This window comes from Pedobacter lusitanus (genome assembly GCF_040026395.1).
Taxonomy (GTDB): Bacteria; Bacteroidota; Bacteroidia; order Sphingobacteriales; family Sphingobacteriaceae; genus Pedobacter; species Pedobacter lusitanus.
The window spans coordinates 580,135-602,932 of the sequence record NZ_CP157278.1 but is presented as its reverse complement, the minus strand read 5'-3'; the positions used below and the strand labels follow the sequence as shown (position 1 = coordinate 602,932).

General features: G+C 39.6%; 19 protein-coding genes and 1 riboswitch. Of the genes, 4 read left to right on the top strand and 15 right to left on the bottom strand.

Annotated elements, in window-relative coordinates; translation table 11 throughout:
• Positions 1 to 52: 52 nt before the first annotated feature.
• Positions 53 to 583 carry a ferritin gene (locus PL_RS02730; protein ID WP_041882111.1) on the top strand — a complete coding sequence of 177 codons (531 nt, stop codon included), beginning with the start codon at positions 53 to 55 and terminating at the stop codon, positions 581 to 583.
• 167 nt (positions 584 to 750) lie between these two features.
• On the opposite strand, the gene PL_RS02725 is transcribed toward PL_RS02730, so the two are convergent.
• The 5 genes from PL_RS02725 to PL_RS02705 form a co-directional block, all read right to left on the bottom strand.
• Positions 751 to 1,431: a DUF4369 domain-containing protein gene (locus PL_RS02725; protein ID WP_041882113.1), complete on the bottom strand. Its 681-nt coding sequence runs from the start codon at positions 1,429 to 1,431 to the stop codon at positions 751 to 753.
• Positions 1,416 to 2,381, bottom strand: a complete 966-nt coding sequence (locus tag PL_RS02720; RefSeq protein WP_041882116.1) for a DUF1735 domain-containing protein — start codon at positions 2,379 to 2,381, stop codon at positions 1,416 to 1,418. Before PL_RS02720 ends, PL_RS02725 begins: the two co-directional genes overlap by 16 nt.
• A gap of 24 nt (positions 2,382 to 2,405) precedes the next feature.
• Positions 2,406 to 4,001, bottom strand: coding sequence for a SusD/RagB family nutrient-binding outer membrane lipoprotein (locus PL_RS02715; protein ID WP_041882118.1), 1,596 nt, complete (start codon positions 3,999 to 4,001; stop codon positions 2,406 to 2,408).
• A 9-nt stretch (positions 4,002 to 4,010) separates the two neighbouring features.
• Complete coding sequence (locus tag PL_RS02710; RefSeq protein ID WP_052496274.1) at positions 4,011 to 7,109, bottom strand: SusC/RagA family TonB-linked outer membrane protein; 3,099 nt, start codon at positions 7,107 to 7,109, stop codon at positions 4,011 to 4,013.
• Between the two features lie 403 nt (positions 7,110 to 7,512).
• A riboswitch (SAM riboswitch) is annotated at positions 7,513 to 7,615 on the bottom strand.
• A 59-nt stretch (positions 7,616 to 7,674) separates the two neighbouring features.
• Positions 7,675 to 8,808, bottom strand: coding sequence for a TlpA disulfide reductase family protein (locus PL_RS02705; protein ID WP_041882120.1), 1,134 nt, complete (start codon positions 8,806 to 8,808; stop codon positions 7,675 to 7,677).
• 287 nt (positions 8,809 to 9,095) lie between these two features.
• Here PL_RS02705 and msrB point away from each other — a divergent pair, with 287 nt between their 5' ends.
• Complete coding sequence (msrB, locus tag PL_RS02700; RefSeq protein ID WP_041882122.1) at positions 9,096 to 9,599, top strand: peptide-methionine (R)-S-oxide reductase MsrB; 504 nt, start codon at positions 9,096 to 9,098, stop codon at positions 9,597 to 9,599.
• A 6-nt stretch (positions 9,600 to 9,605) separates the two neighbouring features.
• Here the strand turns inward: msrB and PL_RS02695 are convergent, their stop codons facing one another.
• The gene (locus PL_RS02695; protein WP_041882123.1) at positions 9,606 to 10,412 is read right to left on the bottom strand and encodes a DNA alkylation repair protein; all 807 of its coding nucleotides are present in this window, start codon (positions 10,410 to 10,412) and stop codon (positions 9,606 to 9,608) included.
• Positions 10,413 to 10,524: 112 nt separating this feature from the next.
• Between PL_RS02695 and PL_RS02690 the strand changes: the two genes are divergently transcribed.
• Positions 10,525 to 10,857, top strand: coding sequence for a winged helix-turn-helix transcriptional regulator (locus PL_RS02690; RefSeq protein WP_041882127.1), 333 nt, complete (start codon positions 10,525 to 10,527; stop codon positions 10,855 to 10,857).
• Here PL_RS02690 and PL_RS02685 read toward each other — a convergent pair.
• Both PL_RS02685 and PL_RS02680 read right to left on the bottom strand, forming a co-directional pair.
• The gene (locus PL_RS02685) at positions 10,854 to 11,279 is read right to left on the bottom strand and encodes a GNAT family N-acetyltransferase (RefSeq protein WP_041882129.1); all 426 of its coding nucleotides are present in this window, start codon (positions 11,277 to 11,279) and stop codon (positions 10,854 to 10,856) included. The genes PL_RS02690 and PL_RS02685 overlap by 4 nt on opposite strands.
• Before the next feature lie 6 nt (positions 11,280 to 11,285).
• The gene (locus PL_RS02680) at positions 11,286 to 11,732 is read right to left on the bottom strand and encodes a DoxX family protein (protein ID WP_041882133.1); all 447 of its coding nucleotides are present in this window, start codon (positions 11,730 to 11,732) and stop codon (positions 11,286 to 11,288) included.
• Positions 11,733 to 11,932: 200 nt separating this feature from the next.
• Here PL_RS02680 and PL_RS02675 point away from each other — a divergent pair, with 200 nt between their 5' ends.
• A complete protein-coding gene (locus PL_RS02675) occupies positions 11,933 to 13,420 on the top strand; it encodes a PLP-dependent aminotransferase family protein (RefSeq protein ID WP_041882136.1) in 1,488 nt (495 codons plus the stop codon).
• A 54-nt stretch (positions 13,421 to 13,474) separates the two neighbouring features.
• Here the strand turns inward: PL_RS02675 and PL_RS02670 are convergent, their stop codons facing one another.
• From PL_RS02670 to PL_RS02640, 7 genes are all read right to left on the bottom strand, one after another.
• A complete protein-coding gene (locus PL_RS02670) occupies positions 13,475 to 14,476 on the bottom strand; it encodes an MlaD family protein (protein WP_041882137.1) in 1,002 nt (333 codons plus the stop codon).
• Positions 14,477 to 15,250, bottom strand: a complete 774-nt coding sequence (locus PL_RS02665; RefSeq protein WP_041882139.1) for an ABC transporter ATP-binding protein — start codon at positions 15,248 to 15,250, stop codon at positions 14,477 to 14,479.
• A 2-nt stretch (positions 15,251 to 15,252) separates the two neighbouring features.
• Positions 15,253 to 16,059 (bottom strand): MlaE family ABC transporter permease, encoded by an 807-nt coding sequence (locus PL_RS02660; protein ID WP_052496275.1) that lies wholly within the window; start codon positions 16,057 to 16,059, stop codon positions 15,253 to 15,255.
• 277 nt (positions 16,060 to 16,336) lie between these two features.
• Positions 16,337 to 19,270 carry an FAD-binding and (Fe-S)-binding domain-containing protein gene (locus PL_RS02655; protein ID WP_041882142.1) on the bottom strand — a complete coding sequence of 978 codons (2,934 nt, stop codon included), beginning with the start codon at positions 19,268 to 19,270 and terminating at the stop codon, positions 16,337 to 16,339.
• A gap of 12 nt (positions 19,271 to 19,282) precedes the next feature.
• Positions 19,283 to 20,812, bottom strand: a complete 1,530-nt coding sequence (gene amaB / locus PL_RS02650) for an L-piperidine-6-carboxylate dehydrogenase (protein ID WP_041882143.1) — start codon at positions 20,810 to 20,812, stop codon at positions 19,283 to 19,285.
• Between the two features lie 13 nt (positions 20,813 to 20,825).
• On the bottom strand, positions 20,826 to 21,731 hold the full coding sequence (locus PL_RS02645) for a DUF1338 domain-containing protein (protein ID WP_041882146.1): 906 nt from the start codon (positions 21,729 to 21,731) through the stop codon (positions 20,826 to 20,828).
• Positions 21,732 to 21,736: 5 nt separating this feature from the next.
• Positions 21,737 to 22,798 (bottom strand): saccharopine dehydrogenase family protein, encoded by a 1,062-nt coding sequence (locus tag PL_RS02640; protein WP_041882149.1) that lies wholly within the window; start codon positions 22,796 to 22,798, stop codon positions 21,737 to 21,739.

Genomic DNA, 22,798 nt, shown 5'->3' with positions numbered 1-22,798 from the left:
TTATAGCACTACTTTTGTCATACGATATAGGTAATAATTAATTTATAATCATATGAAAGACATCATCCGCGTTAAGTGTTTGCTTTCTACTGAAGTAGAAAAACTCTTAAATCAACAAATAAAAAAAGAAGCTCAATCTTCATCAGCATATTTAGCAATGGCATCATGGTGTAACCAACACGGTTACGATTTTTCGTCTGATTATTTCTTTAAACAATCAGACGAAGAAAGACAACACCAGCTTAAAATCTATAAATATGTTTTAGATATGGGCGGTACTGCTATCTCTCCTGAAGTAGCTAATATCAAATTGGAATACAACTCTTTCAGAGAAGTCTTTGAAGAAGCTTTGGATCAGGAAATCAGTGTAACCCAGTCTCTTAAAAATATTGCAGCTAACTGCCATAAAGAACAGGATTATGTTACTGTTGAATTCTTAAACTGGTTCTTTAAAGAACAACGTGAAGAAGAATACAAAGCAAGACGTGCCCTTGAATTGTTTGACGTTATCGGTGAAGAAGGTACAGGCAGATGGCAAATTGACAAACATGTGGGTACTATTGTTTACGACAGCGAAGCATAGTTTGAAATATATATATATCAAACCGGTTATCACCTCGATAACCGGTTTTTTTATGCCCGTATTTTGAATATCCGGTATTGCAGAATTTTATAGATTGCTGTTAAATAACAGGCTGGCAGGTCTGGTTATTAAAATTTTAACCGGAGCCGACTGATCTGTCTTACATATTAATAATACAGTTTTTTTTGATAAGTAATAAGCCGGGTTTCTTTTTTTTGCTGAAGATAATTGAGTGCATGAGCATAAATCTGATCAAACTGGCGGTTTCCTTTAAACTTTTTATGAGCCTTTTTGATAAATCTTTCCAATCCATTCAGATCAGAACCAAAATCAACTTTGTCATTGACAATCAGAAAAGCTACCGGATTTTGTACCGTATCGGCATAATTGATGTAATTCTGATTGTATCTGTGTTTCAATAACTGGCTCAGGGTATAATCTTTTATCAGGCAAATCTTTTTCAGCAATGCATCCTGTTTCTTCTGAAAATGAATCAGAGAGTTTGTAGCAGCAGATCCATTTACTTTATATGTTCTGGAAAAGCTATCAGTATGTATCGTCTTATTTCCCTGATCATTAATAAAAAACACAGTAAAGTCATTGAAAGATGAACTTATTGCATAAATCTGCTGTTCTGCCGAATAGATATGAAAAGTAATTTCTTTTCCATTTTCAAGCACAATGGCTGAATCTTTTTTCTTGTATGCTCCATCTATAGTAACTGTACTCAGATAGATCTTTTCACCGATCCCTGTTTTGGGATAAACTGATATTTTCTGGCCTCCGTTTGAACATGCGGAGACCAGAAAATATACTATTAGTGATAGCAGGATTATTGTTTTACCCATTTTTCGTAAACCTGACGACTCCAGCTTGATTCTCCTGTGCCACCTGAACCTATATAACCGTAGGCCAGATTAAAAGTACCTGTTGCTGCATCATATGAATTATTATAACCAGATATCTTCCACTGACCCTGTCCGGGCTGATCAGCACTGGCTGGATTATTAATCCAACCTGCTGCACTTGCTTCAGGATGGTCTGCAGTGAAAAAACCGGAGTTTAATCCGCCTGGTGTAGCGCCAGAAGCTTTATAACCTGTAAGTTTTGAGCCATCTACTGTAAATTCGATAGCATAATTTGAACTTCCCAAATCTCCAAGTGGAGCAGATACACTCTGTTTACCGGTAGTAACCAGTTTTTTAACAACATTTATTGCTCTCCCTGCTGTAGGATGGAAAAACCAGCCGGTAACTTTATAATCACCTTCGTAAGCATTTTTAGCTGTTACCCGATAAATCCCGGTGCTATAGTTACCACTTACTGTTCCTGATGATGCTGTTCTGATCGTTACTCCCAATGCATATGATTTGGTAAAATCAAATGAGGCGGTTTTCAGTTTGATCAGGAAAGTACCGGTTTTTGTTCCTTTGGGAATACTGACATTGTTAGCTGCAACAATGTAGAGCTCCTGGGGAAGTGGTGTGTATGATGTGTTCAGCGCAGTATTGTATTGCGTAACTGCAAGATTATTAACTTCTACATTTACCGTTACGTCTTCCGGAGTTCCGTTTACACCGGTATAGTTTAGCGTTACCGGAAAATCAACTACATCCTGAGCAGCAAATGAGCGGCTTGTAATGGAATAAATAGTTGACGTTGATCTTGCAGGCAACTGAAGTTCTACAATTCCGCTTGATCCGCCATCGGCAAATACGCCCTCTTCCTTTGTGCAGGAAGAGGTTATTATGGAGGCAATCAGTGCGATAGTCGTGTATTTGCTTATATATCTTTTCATTTTATCATTTGTTAGGTTAATTCATTAATTGAGATCCCAGAAGATCGGACTGGAAAATGCATTATTGATCTGTGGTGTATTGGGATTCAGGTTGTATTCGGTTTGTGGGTAAATATCACGTACCGGCAGCTTATCAGGTCTTGAAGAGGCAGAAGAGATAGAAACAAAAGTGGTTGTAGCTGATCCGTTAGCTTGTATTTTCGGGTAGGTTGTCCTTCTGAAATCTGACCAGGCTTCAAAGCTGTTTATCGTATTGGATGCGATATATTTTTGAGTAATAATAGCTTCCAGACGCTGCTCTTTACTTCCGGCCAGCTCATAATTAGCCAGATAATTTCCAGCATTTGCTGTCTGATATGCTTTGGCATCAGCCGATGGGTTCTGCCCACTTTCAATCACGTTACTGACATTGGTTTCCAGATACTGATAAGAAGCCAGGATACCTTTATCAAAGTTAGATTTTGCATCGCCTGATAAGATATGACCATTCAATGCTGCTTCGGCCAGTAAGAAGTAAATATCAGATGCCAGGAAAACCGGAACTCCAAAAGCGCGTCCTTTCAGTACCCCAATAGTATTGGACGCGGCTAATCCTGTGCCAGTTCCGGTAAACCAGGCCGAATAGGTAGGTATTGCACCAGGATTGTTTTTCTCATCTCCAAGCTGACCAGTTGGTGTAGATGGGAAGTTTCTGTAAATCAGCGCACCTCTTTTAGCATCAGTTAGTAGGGGACCATTGTAAAAAGTATATATATATTTTGATGGGATATAATAGGTAGCTGCACTGCTTGCTGAACCGGTTACGCTACTATGGTAATAACTCCAGAAAGGGTTTTGTTTGGATGCGGCGTTATAACCCGGATTAACCAGTGCATTTTCCAGCAGAAAACCTTCTGTGGAAAAGGTGGTATAAGCACTGCTTACAAAGTTATTAATGGAAGAACCCTCTGCACGGACCAGTATTCTCAGTTTGATATTGTTGGCAAACTGAATCCACTTGGTCAGATTCCCACCAAATAGCACATCAGAAGAACCGTTAAGGGCTGTAACTGTTGTTCCGGCATTACCAGCATTACTTTTTATTTTAGCAATCGCATCGTCCAGTTCTTTAACCAGGTTCTGATAAACCGAAGTGGCACTGTCAAATTTTGGAGCTACGTTCTCAGCTCCCTGTAATGCATCTGTATAGGGAACATCGCCATAGGCATCTACTAATTTCTGATAATTATATACTCTGCCTATATGAGCTATAGCATTGAATAATGCTTGCTGGGGATCATTCTGAGAACTGGTAATTATGTATTGATAGTCTTTTAAATTGCCAAATACGTTATCCCATAGTGAATTATTGGACGCGGAAGTGAAGTTATAGGAGTAAGTATCGCTAAAACCACTTACACCTCTGCCTGGTAATTGGTAACCGACAATAAAAGAAGCATAGGTATTGTAGGTTATTGTATTTGCAGCTGTCACAGTAAGGGCATTGGGTAAAATCAGTGCCGGTTTCACTGTTGAGCCTGTAGCACTGTTTGGATTATTGTTAATATCCAGATCTTTCTTGCAGCCTGTAAGGGAACTGAATAAGACCAGCAGAGTGAATATGTTAAAGTATTTTTTCATGGTCTGATGTTAAAGGGTTACGGATAATGTTGCGCCAAAATATCTGGTAGGCGGTGTTTGTGACAGTGTAGAGACACCAACTGCATTGTTATCGTTTGCACTGTAATCAGGATCTGTGTATTCATTGGATTTGGGAACCCACAACAGCAGATTTCTGCCCTGTACGCTAATTGTAACCGCTTTGACCGCTTTAATATTGGTTAATAGGCTTTTAGGTAGATTATAGGCTAAAGAAAGTTCTCTCCATTTCCAGTAATTTCCAGAATACACATAATTACTTGAGATACTTCTGTTCGGTGCACCACTGGTCCAGAAGCCGGTTCCTCCATCAGAAATCGTAACGCTGTTATTCGCTACATAGGTTCCGGTAGCAGGATCCAGATAGGATGAATTTGGAAATACAAAACGCTCTCTGTTATAATAAGTACTTCTTGCTGATGCGCCGGCAAAATCAAGGTTATTACCCAGGGATATGGAAGCTACTTTATAACCTCCTCTGTATTCGAAAAGAGTTGATAATGTAAAATCTTTCCAGGTAACCTGCATATCAAGACCAAGACGGTACTTTGGTGAGGTATTACCCAGGTTCTGTGACTGAGGAGCTTTTGAAGGATATCCGGTATTGGCATCTACGATAACACGGCCCTGATCATCCCGCAGATAGTCAGTTACTATGATTGAGTTGACCTGCTGGCCTTCAACGGCATAGATTACACTACTACTGTTGATACTGATTGTTTTTAAGGTAGGATGCAGAGACTTCAGGAGATTTTTATTACTGGTGAAATTACCGCCGACTACTAATTTCCAGTCATGTGATCTGACCGGGGTAATATGCAGGGATGTTTCCAGACCTTTATTGGTTACTTCTCCGGTATTGATCAGATAACTTGAAAAGCCTGTGGATACTGGTATACCAGCATAAATAGCCTGACCTTTAGTACTGGTGTAATAATAGCTCAGACTGGCATCAATGCGATTATCCAGCAGTCTGAAATCAGTTCCAAGTTCATAACCGTTAGTGGTTTCCGGTTTCAGATTTTTTGAAGCCAGGGTGCCGCTTTGTGTAAAATATGTGCCATTGGTAAAGCCTGTGACAGAATTAAATACAGGATCAAGACTGTAAGGGCCTATATTCACCAATCCGGTTTTGGATACAGCTCCTCTGATTTTCAGATAATTGATATACCTGGTTTCCTTTAACTGCGGGAATGCATCTGATACAACAAATGATAAGTCTGCAGAAGGGTAGAAAAACGATCTGTTTTCCTGACTTAACAGTGATGTCCAATCGTTTCTTCCGCTGAGGTGAAGATAAAGGTAATCTTTGTAACCAATTGTGGCATCGGCCCATAAGCCATATAATTTACTCTTATAATTACCTTCTGAAGCATCGGCCACTCCTGTACGGTTACCTACATTGTAAAGGCCTGGAATAATAAGTCCGTTAGCTCCAACACCTACATCTTTAGATGTTTTATTGACAGAAGATGCACCCAGAATTAAATTGAGGGAGAAGTCCTTAATGTCCTTTTTGATATTGACCAGGAAATCATTGCTGAATCTTGAAGTTTGATTGGCATCATCTGATACAGTTCCTGCAAAATTTGTTTTACCTAATGATTGTGAATAATCGGTATATATACCTATAGCATTACTTGTTTTTTGAGTATAGTAACGATTCGACAGACCAGCTCTGTAGGTGAAGTTTAACCATGGGAGCGGAGTCCATTTCAATTCTACTTTTCCCGTTAGATAGGAGTTTTTGGATTTCTGACGGTTATTGGCAGCATCCCAGTAAGGACTCAGGTAAAAAGGGCTGTAAAAGCCATCAAGAGTTGCATATTTATTATTCTGCCAGTCCTTGTAATCCAGTATTGGGATATTTGCCGGAACGTTAATCAGATCTGCATATACAGTAGAGGTAGCGCTGGTAATATCATAATTATTCTCTACATAGTTGGCCGAATAATCTATATTGAATGTAGGAATGATTTTTCTGGTTCCGTTAAACCTCAGTGATGTTCTGGTATATTTATCGCCAGGTGTTGTTCCTCTGCCATTCAGGTATTGAGCAGCAACATAAGTAGTTGATTTGGTATCTCCCGAAGAGACCGAGAAATCAGTCTGATTGCTCAGGCCGGTTTGCCAGAAATCATTTCTGTCTGTTCTTGGGGAATAAAGAGCCTGCTGCTGCTCTCCGTTGGCCAGCGGGAATCCAAGTGGTCTTAAACTACCATCAAATGCAGGACCATATTGCTGATTCTCGGTAGGACTGAAAATCTGGGCGTCAGCTGTTGACCCGGCACCAAATCTGGTTTGGAGTTTAGGGAAGAAACTGACTTTTTCCAGAGTTGTGGTATTGGAGAAACGGATAAGTGGTTTTCCGTCCTTGCCTTTTTTAGTTGTGATCAGTAAAACTCCATTAGAGGCTTCAGAGCCATATAGGGTAGCTCCGGCAGCTCCGTTTAATACAGAAATTTCATCTACATCTTCGGGGTTCAGGTTACCAAGTATGGAACTGGGAACAACAACGTTGTCCACAACGACAAGTGCTGTATTATCACCCGTAAGAGAGCGGTTACCTCTTAATACTAACCTGTAATTTGGATTTACACCACTTGTAATCGCATTTGCCTGTAAGCCGGCAATCTTACCGACCAGTCCCCCGGCAATTGTAGGGGATTTGCCGCTGGTTAGCTCTTCGCTATTAATCCTGGTTGCCGTATAACCCTGCTCTTTAGGTTTACGAAGGATACCTCCGGCCGAAACTACGACTTCGTTGAGGTTGTTATCATCAGGAACCAGGCTAACGTCAATGGTAGTTTTTCCGTTTAGTTTGTATCCATATCTTTTAAAACCTATAAAACTGATAATCAGTATATCCGAAGGTTCTGATCTTTTGATAGTGAATGTGAACCTTCCATTTGCAGCTGTTGTAGCTCCCAGATTGGTGTTTTTTAATTTTATACTTACTCCGGGTAAGGGTAAGCCATCCTCCTGCGAGGTTATTATTCCGGTGATTGTTTTTTCTTGTTGTGCCTCTGCAATAGTTGTTGTAGCAAGTATAAACAGGAATATAAAAAGTTTAAGTAGAGTCTTTCTCATTGCATAGTGTTAGTAAAGTTTGGGGTGTAGTCTTCCAGGTCGTTTATTGAACTAAATGACTTTATTGATAAACTGAAATGTTAATTTGTTATGCTAACCCCAACAATGACGAGCTGAAGGCACATCAATGAAATTCTCTCCATACAGGGGTATGGAATATGTATTTATAATTTTCATTATATTTGTTTTGGTGGTTAAACATTAATTCGCATTTATGGTCACGTAACCGTGGTATATCACTTTCATAAGGAGCGGGCTCTAACCGCTCCTTATTGTTTTACGGTATCGTTTTTTTGAAATTTTAAGAATTGTAATTTATTGCATAATACTCCTTTCTGAAAGGGTGAATAATATTAACTGATTTTTCAGGCAGGGGATGAATTCTCCATCGAAAGGGTATTCATACTTATCTTTATTACTTGCGCAATAATAAGGAATTAGCACCTTGTCGCGGACAGGTTGCTAAGACATCGATGGGCCTTTCCCTCCGTCTTTCTTGATAAGAATTATAATTTTAAGAACTGATTGTACGTAATAAATATTTATTTACGAACGGTATAAATAGCTATTTGGATTTTGCATCAAAAATTTCTGCAAGTTTGTTATGCAGAGCTTCTTCTCTTAATCCTTTTGCGATAATTTTGCCGGAAGGATCAATCAGGAAGTTTGATGGTATAGATCTGATTCCATATAATTTTGCCACAGCATTATCCCAGAATTTCAGATCGGAAACCTGCGTCCAGGCTAGTTTATCATCTTCAATAGCTTTTAGCCATGCCGCTTTTTTTCCTGGCTGGTCCAGTGAAACACCCAGCACAGTAAATCCTTTGTCTTTATACTGGTTGTAAGCACTAACTACATTGGGGTTTTCCTGTCTGCAGGGACCACACCATGATGCCCAGAAGTCTACCAATACGTACTTCCCTTTGAAGTCTGATAATTTCACTGGTTTATCGTTAACATCATTCTGCGTGAAGTCTATAGCCTGCAATCCGACTTTTGTCTTTTTTGCTGCCTCAAAGTAGCCTGCTATGCTTTTTCCGGTACTGGTCTCTCTGACTTTTGGTGAAAGAGCCTGAAACAGTTGTTCTGCATCAGAGTGAACTTTGTCATTTGTAGCTAACTGAGACAGCACTACAATACTTATGTATGAATCCGGGTTATTACGTGCGTAATCAAGATAAATAGGGGTTAGTCCTGCTGAAATATTTTCATAACGCTTTTCAAAACTATCTATAAAAGCTTTATCTTTTTTCTGTTCGGGAGTGAATTTAGCATATTCAGCATTGAGTATGTCAATCTGATCCTGAACTGTTTTTGACTGGGATTTGAGTTTGCTGTTGTCTCTATTGATCAATGAACCGTTTATTGTGGCTTTTTTTAGTGAGTCAGTTGCAGCTACTTCAATGTTGCCTGATTCCAGATAAAAGGGAAGTGCATCACTTTTAACTCCCTTTACATTTGATTTTTTGTATAAAACACCTCTGGCTGGATCTTTAATTTTGCCATTGAAAGTAAATGTGCCTTTTGCTGCTATCGCAGAGTCCAGAACACTCTTTCCGTCTGCAATGTAGTTCAGGAAAATTTTATCCCCTGGCTGCAGGCTTTTAATTTCTCCTTTTATGCTAAATGGTTGTTGAGCAAACAGGGCAAATGGGAGCAGGGCTCCGGCGGCAAGTAGTGTAGTTTTTTTTATCATAGGTAATATTTTTAGGTGGTTCATCAGCAAAGGTAAATAAATACTATAAAATTAGTATACTTTATTTTGATATTTCTTTTTTTAAGTAATTTGACCTGGATTGTCCCGTAATTAGAAATAAAATAATTAACTGACAGTAAGTTACGATTGTTTTTATTCTTTTAAAAACCAGGGCAATCAGATCTGACGTAGGTTTAGTTAGCTATCAGTTAAGCATATCAAAAGATATTTTTAACTGACTTGTAAGGTTCTGTGTTTTTTAACGACTAAAAGATAAAAGAAGATTTATGAAAACTATATTAAACTCCATGGTGCTTTTATTGTTGTTTTTCTCTGGCTACAGTCAAAATAAAACCACAAAAAACCCTTATTATTCCAGAACAGATACCACTGTATTAAAGGTAAGTAACACCGTATGGAAAAAGATTCTTCCGGCCGAGCTTTATGCGGTTGCCAGGACGGGGGCTACCCAGCAGGCTTTTACCGGCAGTCTCTGGAATTCGGAACGTAAAGGAACTTATTACTGTGCTGTTTGCGGAAATGCCCTGTTCAAGTCTGATGCGAAGTTTGCAAGTACCTGCGGATGGCCCAGTTTTTTCGAGCCTGTCAGAAAAAAAAGTACGGTATACAGAGAAGATAATTCTCTGGGTATGCAAAGAACAGAAGTGCTGTGTGCACGTTGTGGTTCACATCTGGGACATATCTTTGATGACGGGCCGGCACCAACGCATAAGCGCTTCTGTATGAATTCAGTATCTCTTGACTTTGAACCTGATGGCTTAGGCAGATAACCGGATCTATTTGTTAACTGTTCTTAATGCTTTTTTCAGGATATAAGCGGTTTCTTTAGAGCCGCTTTCCTTTTCCCATTTTGCAGTGGTTGCGATCACAAAATCCGGCCGGGTTTTGCTGGCATCATTCAACCAGTTGCCAACACTATCCTGTACGTATTTTGACGGATCTGATTTTAATGGTTCTAAAATAGTAAGACCTAATACCGGATTGTCTTTCAACTGGTCTATATGATTACACCAAACTCCTCTTGGACGTGTCGCTTCAGTGCTGAAGCGCCTGATGTTTTCATCAGCCATCGTGGTCCACCCGGACAGGATATGAATACTCTGAATAAGGTTTTGTGTAATAGGCTGTCTGACTGCCATCCAGCATATTTCCCTTACACCAAAATGTTGATCGGCAGCAAACGGTTGTATCGCATCAAGGACCTGCAAAATTGATAAGTCTGTATTTTTACCAATCATATAGGTAGCCCAGCACCGGACTAAATCAGCCTGATGTTGCGCCATCAGCTCAAATATCTCCTGGTCCTCATGAATAGCCGCCTGTTTCAAAATGGTTGTTCCTATAGTCTCATTGATCGTATTTACAGTTTGTTTTTTGAGCTGGGTGATCTGTTGAATCACCGGTTCAAAATATAATATTCTTGCAGTCTGAGTTAGAAAATTCTGTAGCAGAAATTTCTGATCAACAGCTAACCACTCTACTAAATTGGCAGTTTCTATAAATCCGGAATTTAGCTGTTCTAAAATGTCCCGGGGAATATCTTTAGTTGATCTGGCTCCTTTGCGTTTGGCTGGTTTACTCATTGCTAGTCCTTGCTGATTTGTTTATTTTATCTGTTTTGCAAAGATTTATAAAGATATTGTAGACCTACAATACCGCATATTTTTATCCCATAGGACCGGAAAAGACATTTGTATGAAATCCAGAGAGATAGCAGAAGAAAATAAAATTTGTCCATTAGAAATGGCAGTGAATACAATTAGCGGAAAATGGAAAATCCCGATTGTCTGGCAGATTAATGAAGGAAAGAAACGTCCGAGTGAATTCCTTAGAGGAATTGCAAAAGTAGACAGAAGAGTATTAAATCAGCAGCTGAAAGAAATGGAACAGGATGGGATTCTGAGTAAAGCTGTCTTTAATGAGCTTCCACCCAGAGTCGAGTATGCATTGACCGATCTGGGAGAGAAGCTTGTAATTGTTTTATGGTCATTAAATGACTGGGGTAAATTATTGATTGAAAAGAGTTAGATGGAAACCGGGCGGGAGAAGTGCATACTGGAAATGATATAGCCGCTGTTTAAATATAACCTGTGTGCATCGTTTCTGGTTGGGCCACTATCCAGCTCAACTTTATTCATTCCTGTTGCTTCAGCTTCCTCATGAATATATTTCAGCAATGAAGCAGCATAACCCTTACCACGATAAGTTGGTAGCGTAAACAAGTCATCAATGTATATAGTCTTACCTGTAAAAAGCTTTTGTACATAACGGTATCCGGCAAAAGCGGCAATCTCCAGGTTGTCCAAGATATAAATCAGGTGAAAACCATCCTCCATCATTTCCGATACGACTTCTTTATAGGTTTCATTACTTAAATTGGTACGGAATGTACTTAGTATAGTCCAGAAGGCGGACAAATCGTCTGTTGGTTTTAATCTTAAAATTTCCATAATATACTATAAGGTTTCTTTAGAAAGGTAATGATCTATACTCCATTTATAAACAGGGACACAGGCCAGCAAAAGACTTGCTCCGCCAGCTGTAAATACAGAATAATTAAAAGGGGCTTTTATACCGGTAAAAATAGCCATACAAAGTCCGAAAGTGATGGTTAACAGGAAACTGCCTTGAGCGGCTAGTCTTGTTTTATAACCTGTAATCAGTAATATGGCAAAAACTACCTCTGCCAGGGTAGCAATGAGGCCCATGAATCCGGCGGCAGATTTATTTAAAAACGGCAGCAGGATATTCGTGTAACCAACAAAGTTACTCCAGTTACCCCAGGCAATGTTAGGTGTACCTGCTGGTCCTAAAATTCCCAGCCGGTCTAAAACAGGAAGGATATAACTGATGCCCAGTGCTAAACGCAAAAATAATTGAGGCAGTGAAAATTCGTTTTTCATTTTCTTGATTTTATGATTCAAAATTACGCCAGGATATCACCCGCTTAATGTACCAGATTTGTATAATGCAATAGTCCAGATTTCAGGACCAATAATCAGGCTATACTGATGACGTATAAAGCTATATTGGCATCCGGAAATTTGTATATTTAAAATCAGTAGTTTTATAATTTAATAAGTTCTTATGATAAATATAACAGATGCTTCCCTTTAAAACTCTGATAGTAATTGATGAAAGCAGTACTATAGCTATATATAGACAAATAGCTGATCAGTTAATTGTTATGATCAGAGATGGAGTGATGAAGCCGGGTACATTTTTGCCCAGCACCAGAGAGATGGCTGCTTTACTTGATAAACATCGTAATACGATAGTTGCTGCTTATGAGGAACTGATTACGCAGGACTGGATTGAAACACTACCCAGAATTGGGATCAGAGTCTCATTAAATCTGCCGGTAATCAAGCCGAGATCTTTTCAGGAAAGCGGAAAAAAACTGACCTATTCGAGCCCTGCAAAATTCAGTTTTAAGCAAAATATTCCCGGCTTGACAACCAGCGCTTATTCGCTAAAGCGTTCATCAATCATTATTAATGACGGTTTCCCTGATGCTGATCTGGCTCCTTATGATGGGATGCTTAAAGAATACCGTAAATTACTCAGAGGTGCAAAGATTAAAAAGTTAATGTATCTCAAAGATTTTGGAGGTACAGCGGCGCTGAAAGAGTCTACTGTTCATTTTCTGAATAATTCCAGAGGTCTGAACATCTCAACTGATAATTTATTGATCACCAGAGGCGCGCAGATGGCTATCTATCTTGCAGCTGCGATGATTCTTAAACCAGGAGACAATGTTCTGGTTACTGACCCTAACTATTTGATTGCTGATAGTGTATTTAAACAAATGGGAGCGAATCTTATCCGTGTACCGGTAGATGAAGACGGAATGGATATTGAAGCCGTGGAGATTGCTTTAAAAAGCTTTAAGATTAGTTTGCTATATGTTATTCCTCATCACCATCATCCAACAACGGTAACAATGAGTCAGTCCCGAAGGACTAAACTGCTTGAACTGATAAAATCATATCAGTTACCAGTCATTGAGGATGATTACGATTATGATTTTCACTACGGTAATAGTCCGGTTCTTCCGCTTGCAAGCTCATCACATGACAGTAATGTAATCTATATTGGTTCTTTTACCAAACTTTTAGCACCGTCATGCAGGATAGGCTATTTAATAGGACCTGCTGATTTTATTATTCAGGCCACGAACTTAAAACGCATGATTGATTTAAGAGGAGATACGCTGATGGAAGAGGCTTTATCTGTGATTATCAATAGTGGTGAACTTGACAGACATATCAAAAAATCAAAGAAGATATATAGTGAACGCTGTGATCAGACTGCGCTGGTTATCAAAGATCAGCTTGCTGATGTGGTAGATTTTACAAAACCGCAGGGAGGACTGGCACTCTGGCTGAAATTTAACGCTGATTATCCTTTGGCTGATGTGATTCCAAAAGCACAGTCATTAGGCTTAATCCTAGTTGGAGGAGCATATTATCAGGGCACAGACCAAAAACACAATGGTATAAGGTTTGGATTTGCTTCGTTAAAGGAAGCTGAAATGTATCGTGCTGTTGAGCTCCTTCATAGCATTACAGTTCTTTCAAAAAAGCAATAAAAAAACCGGCCATATATTACTATATGGCCGGTCTCATTAAATAAGTTATATATTTTATTTTTGTTCCTGTTCTGCTTTTTCCTTTGCAGCAGCTTCAGTTTTAGCTTTCTTTTTGAAGAATCCTCTTAGCAGGAAGTTGTGCTGTAAAGCTTCCATATTCTCATCCAGCTTTTTAGTGCTTGATTCCAGGTTACTTACCGTGTTTTTTAATTTGGCAGCAGTCTGCTCGTCATTCAGTAAAACACCAACGGCATTTTTATCTGAGTTCAGCTTATTACTGGTCACCTTTAGGTTATTTGTCATTTCTGAAGCTGATGCTGCTGTATTCTGCAGACTTTTAACTGCTGTTTTCAGACTTGCAAATACTGTGGTATCAGTTAGCAATTCGTTGGTCAAAGTACCTTTGGTATTCAGTTTAGAAGTATATTGGGCAACTGCCGATGTTACTCTTGCTGTACTCGCCGAAGCATTTTCCAGGTTAATTGTCATCTGACGTAAACGTCCGGCCATCGCTGTATCTGCCAGTAAAGTTCCTAAGGTTCCTTTTCCTGCAAGCATATCAGTCGTTACTTTTTTGAAATCATCTGTAATAGCAAGAATATTTTTATTGTTGGCCTGTAAGGTCTTCATAATATCCTCAGGACCTAAAGCTGTAGCCACATTGATACGGTCTCCATCTTCAACCTGTGGGGCATCACCCTGACCCGGCAGGATTTCAATCATCTTATTACCGATAAAACCTTCAGACCCTTGTTTAGCTACTGAATTCTTATGGATGTATTTTTGTGCAGCCTGCTCAATATGCATGGTAACTTCTACCTGTGCATTACCGTAAAAGTTGATTTTACTGACAGTCCCGATTTTTACTCCCGAAAAGAAGATATTATTACCAGCCTGGATACCATTAACGTTGTTGAAAATAGCTTTTAAGGTAATACTACTTACAAATCGTTTTTGCTTTCCGCCTAAAGTTAGTACTCCGGCGATGAATATAACAAGTCCGATAAAGATGAAAATTCCTACAACTATTGACCTTTTGTTTTCTGTAGCGCTCATTTATTGTGTAAAATTATAATTGTAAAAAGATTGAACACGTTCGTCTTTGCTTGCAAAGACTTCGTCAAATGTTCCCTGTATAGCAAACTGACCATCCAGCAACATAGCAATTCTGTCGCCAGTTTCTTTAGCACAGGTTAAATCGTGTGTAATAATGATAGATGTTGTTTTGTATTTTTCCTGAACTTCATTGATCAGGTTATTAATTTCGATACAGGTGATAGGGTCAAGGCCGGCAGTGGGCTCATCATAAAGCATGATCTCCGGTCTCAGAATTAAAGTACGTGCAATACCGATCCGTTTACGCTGTCCGCCGGAAAGTTCTGAAGGCATTTGTTCTATCGTTTGTGACAAACCAACGGCATCCAGTACATTTTCAACTTCATGATTAATCTGCTTACGTCTCAGATTTCTGGAGTTTCTTACCAATGGAAATTCAAGATTCTGACGTACAGTCATACTATCATATAAAGCACTGTTCTGAAAAGAAAATCCCACCTTAAGTCTTAATGCCATCAGCTCTTTAGTACTTAAATGCTCTACTTTTAAACCCAGCACATCTACATCACCCTGATCGGGAAGGAGCAGACCTGAGATAACTTTAATCAATACCGATTTTCCTGTACCTGAGCGTCCCAGTACAACCAGGTTTTCTCCCTGATATACTTCCAGATCTACACCTCTTAATACCTGCAGGTCCCCAAAAGCTTTCTTTAAGCCTTTGATTGAAATAACAGCATTATTTCTGTCTATTGCTTTCTGTTGTCTGATCATAATTAACGGAAAGCATTTACAATTTGAACAATAATAATTTCTTCAACAAAGATCAGGAACATCGCTGCAACAACCGCCGAATTGGCTGCTCTTCCAACTCCCTCAGTACCTTTTGATGAATTATATCCATGATAGCATCCAACTACACCAATGGTAAAGCCAAAAACGGTTGACTTAAAGGTAGTAGAAAATATATCTAAAAAGCTGATTGTATCAAATACCTGTGAAAAGAACATTGAAAAACTCGTTTGTTCATTACTGTGAACACTTAAAAAGGCGCCCATTAATGCTACACATGCAGTATACATTACCAGTATAGGGATCATAAAGGTAGTGGCTAATATTCTGCTAACTACCAGGTATTTAAATGGATTTGTTGCCGACACTTCCATCGCGTCAATCTGTTCAGTAACTTTCATAGAACCCAGTTCTGCACCCATATTGGAGCCTACTTTTCCAGCAGCAATTAACGCAGTAACCAGCGGAGCTAATGCACGTATAATTGCAATGGAAATCAATGAAGGTAACCAGGAAGTTGCTCCGAAATTTGCCAGTGATGGTCTTGATTGATTCGTAAATACGACACCAGTAATAAAGCCGGTGAGTGAAATGAGTGGCAGGGATTTATAACCTACTTCATAACATTGATGTATAATTTCTTTAAACTCGTAGGGTGGTACAAAGACTTCTCTGAAAAAGCGAGCTACAAATTGATAAGCGTGATATATACCGAAGAACATGCTGTCAAGTTTTTTAGAGATGACATATTTGCGAGGCGTGATATTCGGATTTTCTGTGTTAGGATCCATTCTTTAGGTTTGATGCAGCCAAATATAATTTAAATCAGGGTTTTTATTTGTTCTAATAATATGAAAGCAATAAAACTATAAAATTGTTTTTGTTTTATGCTGACTATAGCTGCATTTTGGTCAAATGTACTACATCAGCAATTATTCACAAGTTGGATTACATTAAAATGACAAAACAATGATGAGGTATTTAAACGAATGGAACGTAAACATAGAGCTATAATCATCAGCTAAAAGAAAATAGCCATCTCAAAAAAATGGACAGCTATTTTCTTTTTCAGATTAGAGATTCATAAAGTACTTCTATAGGATGCAAGGCTTTTTTACTCGTGCCATCCTTAATCTGATGCCGGCAACTTGTACCTGTTGCGGTGATAATCACATTTTCTGCTGCTTTTCTGACCTCAGGAAACAAGACTAATTCTCCAATTTGCATGGATAACCCATAATGTTTCTTTTCATAGCCGAATGAGCCGGCCATACCACAGCAGCCAGAAGGAATCACTTCTACCTTATAATTCTCCGGAAAAGCCAGAATTTGTCTGGAAGCATCCACGGCACCCCAGGCTTTTTGCTGACAGTGGCCGTGAAGTTTAATCAGTTTACTTTCTTTACTAAAACTATCCCGGGAAATATTTCCCGCTGCAATTTCTCCGGCCAGAAATTCATCAACTAACAAGCAGTTTTTAGCTAATTCCTGTGCCATAGATAATTGTGGTAAATCTACCAGATCAACGTATTCGTCTCTGAAAGTTAATATAGCTGAAGGTTCTACACCTATTAGAGGAGTATCACTGGTGATCAGTTTGCTGAGCTGAAATACATTATGCTGAGCAATTTTCTTGGCTTTGCGCAGCAGCCCTTTGGAAATCCATGTTCTTCCGCTCTCCAGATGTTTAGGGATAATAACCTGATAGCCAAGTTTCTCTAATAAAAGAACAGCTTTAATACCAATTTCTGTATCTGAATAATTGGTAAATTCATCACAGAAAAAATACACAGTTTTTTTTGCACCACCAGTCACTGATTTAGCAACAGGCTTATGCTGCATATACCATTTCTTCAAAGTTGTTTTATACAATAATGGGAGAGAGCGTTCTGCTGCAAAACCACAGGTACTTTTAATCAAGCTGTTTATCGTTTGATTACCTATGCTCCAGTTGTATAAACCTGGTGTCAGAGAAGCCAGTCTGTTTATCTGGTTAAAACCGGCTACAATTCTTGTCGTTAACGGAACTCCGTTAGCATCATAATAACCCTGTAAAAATTCAGCTTTAAGTTTAGCCATATCTACATTGGACGGACATTCAGACTTACAACCCTTACAACTGAGACATAAATCCATAACGTCTTTAAGCTCCTGGTGATCAAATCTATTGATTTTAGTAGAATGGGTCAGCATTTCGCGCAGCATATTAGCTCTGGCTCTTGTCGTGTCTTTCTCATTCCTGGTAGCCATGAAAGACGGACACATCGTACCACCAGCCAAATGTGACTTACGGCAGTCTCCTGAACCATTGCATTGTTCAGCATGCTGCAGAATATTCTGATTCTGATAACGGAATACTGTTTTAATCTCTGGCGTCTGCTGATTGGGTTCATACCTGAGCATGGTATCCATGGCAGGTGTATCAGTTATCTTTCCGGGGTTAAATATATGTTTAGGGTCCCAGGTGGCTTTAATCTCGCGGAGCATTTTATAATTACGCGGCCCAATCATTTGTTCTATAAATTCGCCACGCAATCTGCCATCACCGTGTTCTCCACTTAGTGAACCGTTGTATCTTTTAACAAGTCCGGCTATTTCTTCTGCAATTACCCTGAACAGACGATTACCTTCTGCTGTTTTCAGATTTAATATAGGACGCAGATGTATTTCTCCTGAACCTGCATGTGCATAATGAACAGAGAACAGACCGTGTTTTTTAAGGATCTCATTAAAATCACGAATATAGGCAGGCAGATCTTTCACATCAACTGCTGTGTCTTCAATTACAGCAACCGCTTTTTCGTCTCCGGGAAGATTACTCAATAAACCTAAACCAGCTTTCCTTAAGGACCAGATCCTGGACATATCCGGACCAAATACTAAAGGAAAATGATATCCCAGGCCATTTGATCTCATTTCTGCCTCAACTCTTGCTGCTTTTTCCGTAATTTCCTGTTTGTCTCTTCCTGAATATTCCACGACCAGGATTGCAGCAGGATCACCCGAAACAAAAAATCTGTTTTTGGACTGTTCAATATTCTCTTTTGTACATTCAAGAATAAGATGATCTATCAGCTCGCTTACTATCGGACTGTATTTTAAGGCAATCAGATTGGCCATTAGTGCCTCATCAATACTATTAAAATGTATACAGAGTAAGGCTGTTTCATCTTTTAACAGGGGTTCCAGGTTCAGCTTTATTTCTGTCATAAATGCCAGTGTTCCTTCAGAACCGGCAATAAGTTTACAGAAGTTAAAGTCAGGTGTGTCCGCTGTAAAAGGAGCGGAGTCCAGTAAAATATCAATAGCATAACCGGTATTTCGTCTCTGAATAGTTTTAACAGGAAACTGCTCCCGGATGCTGAGTTGATTTTCATAATTACCCAATAAAGACCTTATATTTCTGTACAGATCATTTTCCAGAGTATCTCCCTGACACTTGTCGATAAACTCTTCAAATCCAAGAGATTTAAACTCGGCTTCGGACCCGTCAGCTAACAGAGCTTTGATTTCCAGTGTATGTTCACGGGTACTTCCATAGACCAGACTATTGGAACCACAAGAATTATTACCAACCATTCCTCCAATCATTGCGCGGTTAGCAGTTGAGGTTTCAGGCCCAAAGTATAATCCGAAAGGTTTCAGGTACTGGTTAAGTTCGTCACGAACTACACCAGGCTGTACTTTAACCCATCTTTCTTCCGTATTAAGTTCCAGTATGCCGTTAAAATATTTAGAAACATCAACAACAATACCTTTGCCTACTACCTGACCGGCAAGCGAGGTACCGGCAGTCCGCGGAATCAGCGATATCCCATGGTTTGCCGCAAATAGAATTAGCTTTTTAAGATCTGAAACAGATTTGGGGATGGCAACAGCCAGTGGCATTTCACGGTAGGCCGAAGCATCAGTAGCATAGAGTATGCGGGTCTGGTTGTCAGTAAAGAAATCCCCGTCCAGCGAAACGGACAGGGATTCCATTTTGTCATTGCTGATAGTCATAAACAGATTAGACTAAAGATCAAATTTGATGCCTTGTGCAAGCGGTAATTTATCAGCGTAATTAATTGTATTGGTTTGTCTGCGCATGTATCCTTTCCAGGCATCAGATCCGCTTTCTCTTCCACCACCTGTTTCTTTTTCACCACCAAAAGCACCACCAATTTCAGCACCGGAAGTACCAATATTTACGTTAGCGATGCCGCAGTCAGATCCATTGGCAGAAAGGAATAATTCAGCTTCCCTTAAATTCAGGGTCATGATAGCAGATGAAAGCCCTTGCGGAACACCGTTTTGCAGTGCAATAGCTTCGTCCAGGGTTTTATAGCTCATCACATATAAAATAGGGGCAAAAGTCTCTTCCTGTACAATCTGATAGTGATTTTTAACTTCAGCCACGCATGGAGATACATAACATCCTGAGGTATAAGGTCCGCCAGCAAGAACACCACCCTCTACAATGAAGTTAGCGCCTTCAGCCCTGCCTTTTTCAATAGCCTCTAAATAGACTTCAACGGCGGCCTTATCAATTAGCGGTCCAACATGATTGTTCTGATCTAAAGGATCACCAATGCGAAGCTGTGCATAGGCTTTTATCAGTTTCTTTTTAAACTCCTCATAAATATCTTCATGAATGATTAATCGTCTGGTTGAAGTACATCTTTGTCCTGCAGTGCCGACAGCGCCAAATGCAGCTCCTATAATTGCGATATCCAGATCTGCATCTTTAGATACGATGATAGCATTATTACCTCCAAGCTCCAGAATTGTTCTTCCAAAACGGCCGGCAACAGCTGAAGAAACCAAACGCCCAACTCTGGTAGAACCAGTGAATGATACCATTGGAATTCTCGGGTCATTATTCATCAGGTCACCAACTGGATTCCCTGTAATTAATGAGCTGATTCCTTCAGGCATATCATTTGCTTTCAGAACAGTAGCAATGATATGCTGACAGGCAACAGCACAAAGTGGTGTTTTGGAAGAAGGCTTCCAGACACAAACGTTTCCACAAACCAGGGCTAAAGCAGCATTCCAGCTCCATACAGCTACCGGAAAGTTAAAGGCCGAAATTATACCAACAATACCCAGTGGGTGCCATTGCTCGTACATTCTGTGTCCCGGTCTTTCAGAATGCATAGTCAGGCCATATAATTGTCTGGACAATCCAACAGCAAAGTCACAGATATCTATCATTTCCTGAACCTCGCCAAGTCCTTCCTGTAAACTTTTTCCCATTTCGTAAGAAACCAGAACACCCAGATTCTCTTTATGATGACGGAGTGCTTCACCCAGTTGTCTGACAATTTCACCTCTTTTCGGAGCAGGTACATTGCGCCAGAATAAAAAGGCATCTGCACTTGTACGGATTACTTTTTCATAATCTTCAGCTGTGGTTGTACTTACTTTCGCTATTTCTTTACCATCTACCGGTGAAGAAGAAACAATAATCTTTGCACCAGTATCCATCCATTGATGACCGGTAGAAGTACCACTGTTATTTTCAGTGATTCCTAACTCTTTTAATACTTTTTTGATATCCATATCTTTAATAATTTCAGGACTTTATCTGTCCGGTATAAGTACTTTCAAAAATTTTATCGGCATTGCTTGTTTCAAAACCTTCTCTTCTGTGTACCGGGAGAATTTCTTCCGGTTTCAGATGACTAAAGGCAGGCAGAACAGAACGCTCAGCAAATTCTACATAGCTACCTGCAATTTGTGTTTTTTCGCCATCAGCAAATACAACCTCATGTGTTCCTGCTACAGTGCTGCTCTGACTTAACAGTCCGTCAGCGCTTGTTTTAATTTTTCCTCCGGCATCATTCAGTTTAATGCCCAGACTTTCTACAAACTGATTAAAATCTGGCAGGGACTGATAACCTTTGCCTAAAGCATGAACGCTGATGGTATAATGGTTCAGGTAATAACGATTGTAAATTACCCAGGCGGCATATTCACTTTCTTCCAGCAGGGCGATATAATCTTTCAGATCTGGCAGCCTCCATAAAGGGTGATGTAAAAATGCAGCAATAGCCTCTCCATTATTCAGATCGAGTGCATCTACCGGATCTGAGGTAATACCAGCAGTATATTTTTTGATAATTTCCTGTGTACCCTGACTAAGCTGATCCACTTTAAGCTCACTTAAAAAGATCCGTGGATATTCAGGAGAAGGAGGAGCATACCAATAAGCATCCAGCTTCTTTTCTTCAAAATAATAGTGATCTCTCTTTTGATAACCATGAAACAGAAAGATCTTTTCAAAAGATTGTATACCGAGATTCGGCACTCCCATTGTTCTGAAAGCAATATGATCATTTACGATATCATCCTGAGAACTGACAACGTCATTTTTGAGTAAAGCGGCTGTGATCTGATCAACTTCCGGTACAGCTTCCCGGTACCGGTTAAAAAGTTCGGTAAGGAAAATATCTAAAGGGCTGTTATTGTTAAAATTCATAGTAATTATTTAAAGAGGCTTCCGCATCTGGTGTTTAAAAGCGCTTCAAAAGATATTTCTTCCTGTTTGATAAAGCCTTTTGAAGGTAATGCGCCGCTGGCAACCATTTCCACAACAGCCACAATACTTGCTGCAGTCGTCCAGGAGATAGCTCTCCATGAGTTACCGTTCAGCTCAATCGGGCCATATGACTTACAGAATTCATTACGCTTTAACTCCTTGTTTTTCCATCCTTCAGCATTTGCATAGATAATAACAACATCTTCATCTACAGGAGGTTTTGCGTTTTTAAGAATATCTTCCAGTTGTTGTTTATCTTCTTTCAGGTGTAATTCGTTGATCAGAAAGTTCATCAGATCACAATGGCCCGGATAACGGATAGTTTTATAGTCAAGTCTGTCCAGTTTACCGGCATAAGTTTCACACATTGTACCCAGTCCGCCAGAAGTATAAAAAGCTTCATATATTCCACCATTGATATTGATAGTCTCTTTGCCTTGTAATGACGGTACCATTTTCCGCTGACCATGATGAATAGCCTCCGCATCATTGATATACTCATTGACTACCCCAGCCGCAGACCAGTTAAATGCATAACCCATTGCACCATTCGGGTACTTGGGTAAAGCACCAACCCGCATATCAATTGATCTTAGTTTTTCAAATTCATTACCCAGGTGAGCACCAATAATACCAATTAGTCCCGGTGCCAGACCACATTGCGGAGCCATAACCGAAGTTGCGGTTTCACTCAGTTTTATGATTTCATTTGTTGTAGGAACGTCTTCAGTTAAATCAAAATAATGTTTTCCCAGTTTATGCGCGATTCTTGCAATAGGACTGTTTAAGAAAAATGGCAGGGCAGAAACAACTGCATCAAACTGACCGATCATTTTTTCCATTAAAACCAGGTCAGATACATCTCCTGTGGTTATACTAAATGGAAGTTCATAATCATAATGCGGAGCTTGTTTGTCCATTCCGGTAACTTCGAACTGGTCGCTCAGCAATGTTGCCACTAGCGTACCCACCTTGCCAAGGCCCAGGCTTAAAATTTTATTGATCAT